At 31.8% G+C, this 7,480-nt stretch carries 5 protein-coding genes; all 5 read left to right on the top strand.

Features of this window, described 5'->3' with window-relative positions; all coding sequences use genetic code 11:
- The first annotated feature begins 220 nt into the window (after positions 1 to 220).
- The 5 genes from ACOYLP_RS09650 (at position 221) to ACOYLP_RS09630 (ending at position 7,417) form a co-directional block, all read left to right on the top strand.
- Positions 221 to 520, top strand: coding sequence for a helix-turn-helix domain-containing protein (locus ACOYLP_RS09650; RefSeq protein WP_422855963.1), 300 nt, complete (start codon positions 221 to 223; stop codon positions 518 to 520).
- Positions 513 to 2,168, top strand: a complete 1,656-nt coding sequence (locus tag ACOYLP_RS09645) for an Eco57I restriction-modification methylase domain-containing protein (RefSeq protein ID WP_422855962.1) — start codon at positions 513 to 515, stop codon at positions 2,166 to 2,168. Before ACOYLP_RS09650 ends, ACOYLP_RS09645 begins: the two co-directional genes overlap by 8 nt.
- Position 2,169: 1 nt before the next feature.
- Entirely contained in the window at positions 2,170 to 4,920 is a 2,751-nt protein-coding gene (locus tag ACOYLP_RS09640) for a BpuSI family type II restriction endonuclease (RefSeq protein ID WP_422855961.1), read from the top strand.
- A complete protein-coding gene (locus ACOYLP_RS09635; RefSeq protein ID WP_422855960.1) occupies positions 4,917 to 6,122 on the top strand; it encodes a DNA cytosine methyltransferase in 1,206 nt (401 codons plus the stop codon). Before ACOYLP_RS09640 ends, ACOYLP_RS09635 begins: the two co-directional genes overlap by 4 nt.
- Before the next feature lie 188 nt (positions 6,123 to 6,310).
- The gene (locus tag ACOYLP_RS09630; protein ID WP_422855959.1) at positions 6,311 to 7,417 is read left to right on the top strand and encodes a hypothetical protein; all 1,107 of its coding nucleotides are present in this window, start codon (positions 6,311 to 6,313) and stop codon (positions 7,415 to 7,417) included.
- Positions 7,418 to 7,480 lie beyond the last annotated feature (63 nt).

Genomic DNA, 7,480 nt, shown 5'->3' with positions numbered 1-7,480 from the left:
TATACAACCAATTTGGCGGATAGGCGAAGGATTATAGCGGCTATAAATGAGTTATCGCTCAGTGTAGAAGCCAACCGCACAAATGGCACATTTGGTTTTTTTCCGACACACAAGCCAACGCTCAAAAAACCAAAAGAGCCATTTTTTTCCAACGCTCGACAGAAAAACACAAAATAATTTATTACATTTGACCAAAATTAGACAAGTACAAAAACAGACAATGACACTTGGACAAAAAATAAAAGAACTAAGAGAAAATGCAGGTCTTAAACAAAGAGAACTTGCATACAGTCTTGGCGTTGGTGAGGGATTTTTAAGTAAAGTAGAAAATGACCAAAAGCCCTTAAAAAGAGAAGATTTGACGAAATTAAATGAACTTTTTAAAACTCCAATTGAAGAACTTGAATCTTTATGGCTTGCAAACAAAGTTTACTCAATTGTAAGAGATGAAGAATCTGCTTTATCAGCTTTGAAAGTAGCCGAGGAACAAGTAAAATATAAAAGTCTTAAAAATGATTAATACAGTTTGTGAGCCATATAAAGAATTAGAAGAGGTTTTGCAAACCTTTGAAGAGCAGTTGGAATTGTTCTTTTCAAAGGATTTCGAGACTAAAACTATAAATCCTAAACAAGATGAAAATTTAGGACAAGTTTTTACATCGGCAATTCTAGCAAAGTTTATGATTGGTTTATTGAGAGAGACACTAAAACAAAATTCTTCTATACTTGATCCTTGCATCGGTCCAAATACTTTTTTTAAAGCAATGTCTGAGAACTTTTCAAATTGCAATTTAAAAGGAATTGAAATTGACATTAACCTAATTACGGAAGAAATAAAAAAATTCTATGTAAGCCCAAATAGGACTTTAATTAATGGGAGTTTTTTTGATTTGCCATTTAGCGAAAAGTTTGACCTTATAATCCAAAACCCTCCATATGTAAGACAAGAACTATTAGCAGACGGTGCAAATTCAAAAGAAAATATCAGATATAATGTATCTTCTATATTATCAACTATTCCATCGCAATCAAATTTATATATCTACTTTTTATTAAAGTCCATTTTACATTTGAAGGATGGAGGTGCAATGGTTGCAGTGATATATGACAGTTGGCTTTATAGCAGTTTTGGAAAATTCTTAAAAGAATCTTTCCTTAAATTAGGACACTTAGATAGTATTTATCATTTCAAAAAAAGTGCCTTTGATGATGTAGAAATAGGCGCTACAGTGATAAAATTTGTAAAAGATAAGAACCATAAGAAATCTATATCATATTATCCCTTGAATGACTTGAACGATTTAAGAACTTACAATGGTTTAAATGCAAATTGTTTAAAATTAAAGCAGCAAGAGTTATTGACTTATAGTTTTAACAACCACAGCATAATCAATTTCAAATCCAGCCTATTTAAAGAGCTTAGAACAATTGTTTCCCAACCAATACAAAGAGGAACATCGGCTGTAGTAAATAGCCATTTTATTTTCTCAAAAAATGAACTACCTGAGTTAAAACCTATTGTAAAAGATGTTTCACAGATAAAAACTTACACTGTAAACCAAGAGAACGCATACATTTTAGCAGTTAATGGGTCAATCTCTAATGAAACTAAGCAATATTTAGAATCAGTCAAAAATGAAATTTTAAAAGCACCTTCTCAAAAGTTTTTAGCAGTAAAAAGAGATATTGAAACTAAAAGTGATTGGTATAAAATCAATTTGAAAGCAACAGGTAATTTTATTTTTAATTATTACTTACGAAAGAATATTGATTTCATTTATAACCCAAACAAGTTTTTGTCTTCGGATAACTTTTATATTCTCAATATCAAGAATAATGAATTAGCCAATTTTTCAATTTTAAACTCATCCTTTACGAGATTAAATACACTAAGTAATTCAAGAAGTCAAGGAAATGGTTTGAGAAAAATACAGCTTTACGAATTTAAAGAAGTGAAAGTAATAGACATAAATAAACTTTCAGAAGAGAACATAAAAAAATTAGAATTACTTGGAAAAGAGTTGATGAATGTTAGCAGATACGAAAATGGGCAAAAGCAAATAATTGAACAAATTGATTTGTTGCTGATTGACGAATACAATAAAATAAACAGCTCATCAATAACAGTTGATGAATTAAATAATGAAATAAAAGAATACTTGAATTAATATGATAAATCTTTGGTATAATTCTGATGAAGTTACTGGCTTTCATCCTGTTGTTGAAAATGCAATTAAGAATGCAATCACCAATTGTGGCTTTGACTCTGTGATGGAATTAGTTCATCATCCTGCAATTCCCAATAGCACAATAATTCCTGACTTTGCCATTAAGTTAAAATCTTCAAATAGATATATCTTTGTCATTGAGGTCAAAAAAACAGCACGTGATGTTACATCGCAAAGATTTCAAAACCAATCTAGGTCTTATGTTTCGGATTTTTCACCTTACTGGGAGCCAAATTATCCAAAGTATTTTTGCTTAACGAATATTGAAGAGTTAATCTTATTTGCAGAAAGACAGGGTCCTATTTCAACTTGCATACTGAAAGGAAATCCAAAGTCACATACTCCATTTAATCCGCAATATCGGGACGCAACACAAACTAGTATTGAATTTCAAGCAACGTTTGAACAAATTTTACAAATTATTTATAATCGAACACAACCTGATTGGGATAATAATTGGCAACCTATTATTGATACGTTTGTTCAAAATTATCAAAGTGTTAGTAACAGTTTGACTCTAAACAAGGACTTAGCAGATGAAGTTACGCTTTATGAGTTTTTCAGGCTATTGGCTTTTGCCTATCTAAAAGATTATTACAATCAAACAAGTAATCCAAATCAAAGCTTTTTCCGAACTTTTCCACTAGCGAACGATAATCTACAAACATTCATTACAAAGCTAGCAAACAACTACAATCGTGTATTACAGTTAGATTTTAATCAAGTATTTTCTAATCATCCGAATTCAAACGATAGAATTTTTCCTGAAAATTTAAGTGCATCGATTATTCAATATTTTAAAAATACTATTCAAGCTTTAAATAGCTATAGTTCGCAAGCTGTTTCCGACAACCCTTTGCCTCAGTATATTTTCAACCTTTTGACTTCAAAAGTTTATGATAAAAATACACTTCATAAAAAAGGAAAAATAATGTCCGACACAGAGTTATCAATTTTATTGGCAACAGTGACAATAGAAAACGAAAACTCAACTGTAATTGACCCTTGTTCAGGTGATGGTGCTTTATTGGATGCTGCTTATGATTTCTTGAATATACTTACCCTTTCAAATGCAATTATAAAAAGCCATAATCAATTATTAAATCAAGTTACTGGAATTGAAATTGACCCATTTTTAGCTCAATTAGCAACTTTCAGATTGGTTTCAAAAAATCTTTCGGGAGTAAATAACACCACCAACGCGAATATTATTTCTGGCAATTCTTTTAGCAATCCAAATAGTTCAGGGTTTGATGTTTTATTAATGAACCCACCTTTTTTAAGAAATGACAATCCTGAGGCACCGATAACAGTTGCAGATAAGGCTCTAATGAATAATGCAATTACCAACAATGGGCAAACGAATTTCGTTACACTTGCATCGCAACCTAATTTATATTTTTATTTCGTAAATTATTCTTGGCACTACTTAAACTCTCAAGGTAGAGCTGGATTAATTTTAATGGCTAAATTCTTAAACAGTGAAGAAGGCGAACATTTAAAGCAATTCGTTTTAGATAAAGTTGAATCTATCATTTTGTACCCAAGAAATTACTTTGAAGATTTCAAAGTAACTACTGTAATTATTGTTTTAAGTAAACAACCGTCTAACCAGATAAAATTTTTAAGGATTATTGATTCCGACCTGTTATCAAGACCAAATGATGTAAAATCAATTATTGCTTCAACGAATAATTCGGTAATAACTGCAAATTACACCTTAAAGGTTACGGATAGAAATATAGACCCTTCTGCAAATTGGAAAATGTATTTCAATGACCCAGAAGAAAAATTTCAGACTTTAGATTCTCTATCGTTCTTAGAACCATTAGACACATTTTTTGTAAACAAAAGACGTGGTGGGGCAGAAAACAATGGCGGATCACAAATTATCTTTCCAAATTTCAATATAGCGCCATATTCTGGAATTTCAAATTCAAATAAAGGTTATGGTATTAAAAACAGCAGAAGTGCTAGAAAATTAATCTTAGAACAAACGAATTTAGAAGAGGAGCCAGCAATACATTTTCCAACTCAATATGACGCCAATTCGCCAAATGGATTAGACCCTATTCATCAAGCAGATGTTTCACTTAATTCAATATTTACTGCCAATAATGCAACAGATTCAGATAAGTGGAGACAAATTGTAAATGCGGCATTCAGAAATAGGATTTCTTTTGATATTCTAATTCCTAGAGCAGAAAGGACTAAACATACTTGTTATTACAATCCTTTTTCTGCACCAGTAGTACTTTCTACTAATTTCTTTTATTTAGCTGGTTTTCAAAATGGCAACACGAATACATCAATCTCAAGTTCCAGTCAAATCAAATTTATTACTGCATATCTAAATTCTTGCTTTGGGCAAATTCAATTTGAAATTCATTCAAATAATCAAGAGGGTTTAAGAAAATTGGAAGGTTTTCACATTAATGAATTAAAAGTACCTGACTTAAGACAGCTTACACAAGCTGAAATAGATTCTGTTGTTTCTGCCTTTGAAAATCTTAACAGTTTAATTGTATCAGTAAGTGGAGACGAAGGATTATCATCACCACGAAGACAATTGGATGAAGAAGTTGCCAAAATTATTTTTTCTAAGAACAACTTAGGATTTAATTCTAGCACTGAAATGACAAATTTCTTTGAACTCTTTTTAGCAGACCTAGTAGAAGATAGAAGATTATGAAAAAAAATAATATTAAAGTAATAGGTTTATTTTCAGGATGCGGAGGTTTAGATTTAGGATTTAAACAAGCAGGCTATGATTTGATTTGGTCAAATGATATTTTGAAAGATGCTTGTGATACTTATAGATTGAACATCGGAGACCATATTTTGAATGAAGATATTACAAAAATTGATTTAGATACAATTCCAAATACTGACCTAATAATAGGTGGTCCACCTTGTCAAGGTTTTTCAGGAATTGGAAAAAGAGACCCAAATGACAATAGGTCAACTTTGGTTTATTCTTACTTGGATGTTGTAAATAAAGTTCAGCCCAAAATATTTCTATTTGAGAATGTTACAGGAATTAAATCTTCTAAAGCAGCTGATGGCTCAAAGGTAATTGACAACTTAAAACAAGCATTTGAGGACATTGGATATCATATTAATATTTTTACTCTTAACGCTGCCGATTACGGTGTGCCTCAAAGAAGAAAAAGAGTATTTATAATTGGAAACAAAATAGGAGTTGACATTTCAGCACCACCACAAACCCATTTTGAGAACAAAGAAGGAAAGAGAAAATGGATTTCTTCTTTTGAAGCAATCTCTGATTTGGATTCACCGACAGAAAAAGGAGAAACAAAATATAAACACCAGCCAAAAAATGAATATCAGACATTAATGCGAAAAAAAGCTGATAAAACAACTTTACATATTGTTCCTTATTCAAGTCCAACAGACAAAGAAATAATTAGCCACGTCAAACCAGGAGGTAATTATATGGATATTCCAGATAGTGTTTCAACAAAAAGGATTATGTATTTCAAAAGTACAGGAGGTAGAACTACTACTTATGGAAGACTTGACCCAGAAAAACCAAATTATACAATAAACACGCATTTTAACCGCCCAAATATTGGGTGTAACATACATTATGAAGAAGACAGAATGATTACAATTCGAGAAGGATTGAGATTTCAGTCATTCCCAGATGATTTTCAACTGATTTCAAAAACTCAAAGAAATTATTATATACAAGTTGGAAACGCAGTTCCTCCTTTACTATCAAAAGCTTGGGCTGAACATTTATTAACCTATTTAGTAGATATTCCCTCCCCAAAAGCCATACACATTGCCAAGTCGCACGAAAACCAACCGCACAAGCCAAAACTTGTCAAAGAGTATGTCTTCGCCAAAGCAGAAAACGATACCGAATGAAAGAACACCGAAGCGATAACAGGCGTTTGGCAAAAAAGCGGGTTCAGTGCTTGAATGAAGCTTTGTGCTTCGTATCAAGTTCAGTGCTGGCAGACAGTTTAGTGCTTCGAAATCCGCTTCTTCGCCAAGCGCCAAACCGTTAGCACCAATAATAAGACAACATTCAACAATTTTAAATTAACAACAAAATGAAAAAAACTGCACTAATTACAATTATCTCTGTTATGGCTGGACACACGCTATTAGCACAAGTAAAAGCAAATTTGACAATCCGAAATTACATAAAATCGGATATGACGATTAACATAGAATCCTACGATAAAAAAGGAAACCTGAAAGTTAATGAATCATATATTGTTGACAAAAGCATTGTAAATCAAAGTAATATTACCCCAACTACCAAACTTATTGTAACAAAGGGGTATAAAGGAGGAAATATTAAAATTAAATATAACCCTGCTGAATCAAATACTAAATTTACATTAGACCCGATTCAGATACCTGATAACAATTCTGACGTAAATCAAACCATTCCTCTTACCGGATTGACATTATATGATGTTAACGACAATAAAAAGCGATTAGTTTCACTTGGTACTGATTTGAAATTTGACTCCTTAACTGTGTTCACTAGATTAGTTGATGTCAAACAGCAGTTAGGTACATTAGTTATTGGAAAAAAAGAAAATAATAAATTAATAATTGTTGATTTAATTCCTCTGAAAAATATTGATATTACTTATGACAGAACATCTACTCTGCAAGAATCTACAGTAATTGAAAAATCTATTGTTTCGCAACTAAAAGTAGCAGTACCCATATACGGGAGTGTTGAAGCTATGATGTCGAACTCAGATTTAAACCAAGTTAAATGGGAAATATCTTACTACCCATTCTTAAATAATACAAGTTTTTCACAATTAGTTGTTGATTTGGATATTACTAATAAGTCATCTTTATTAAAGAAATTAAAACTTAACGATACATCATTAAGTGTTTTTCTGCTTAGAAGCTTTGATGTTATTGAAAGTGGAATATTTTCAATAACTAGTGGGACAAAGATTAATACAGAAGGTAATGCTGCAATTGCATCTGTTTTTACCGCAAGTGCAGCATATGCATTTAAATCTGACGACTCAAAGTTTGTTTCAATCCCAAATAAAGCATATAACTTGAGTTATGAAAAGTGGCAAACGGTTGGACAGCTAATTCAAAGTATAGAGAGTAAAATGCTTACTTTGCCCGCTGACGGCAGACTTACTCCAACGATTTTGACCCCGATGAACACTCAATAATTACTGGTGCTAACAGCACATTGGCAATAGGCGGGGTTTCGTCTCCGCTTGACAGTTTTGTGG

Origin of the sequence: Flavobacterium sp., from assembly GCF_049318325.1 — a bacterium.
GTDB lineage: Bacteria > Bacteroidota > Bacteroidia > Flavobacteriales > Flavobacteriaceae > Flavobacterium.
Note: the sequence above shows the minus strand (reverse complement) of the source record. Positions and strands in the feature narration are given on the sequence as shown.

Bases quoted from the DNA above. Each gene is read 5' to 3' on its own strand.
- ACOYLP_RS09645 (WP_422855962.1), top strand. From the start codon at position 513: ATGATTAATACAGTTTGTGAGCCATATAAAGAATTAGAAGAGGTTTTG.
- ACOYLP_RS09640 (WP_422855961.1), top strand. From the start codon at position 2,170: ATGATAAATCTTTGGTATAATTCTGATGAAGTTACTGGCTTTCATCCT.
- ACOYLP_RS09650 (WP_422855963.1), top strand. From the start codon at position 221: ATGACACTTGGACAAAAAATAAAAGAACTAAGAGAAAATGCAGGTCTT.
- ACOYLP_RS09630 (WP_422855959.1), top strand. From the start codon at position 6,311: ATGAAAAAAACTGCACTAATTACAATTATCTCTGTTATGGCTGGACAC.
- ACOYLP_RS09635 (WP_422855960.1), top strand. From the start codon at position 4,917: ATGAAAAAAAATAATATTAAAGTAATAGGTTTATTTTCAGGATGCGGA.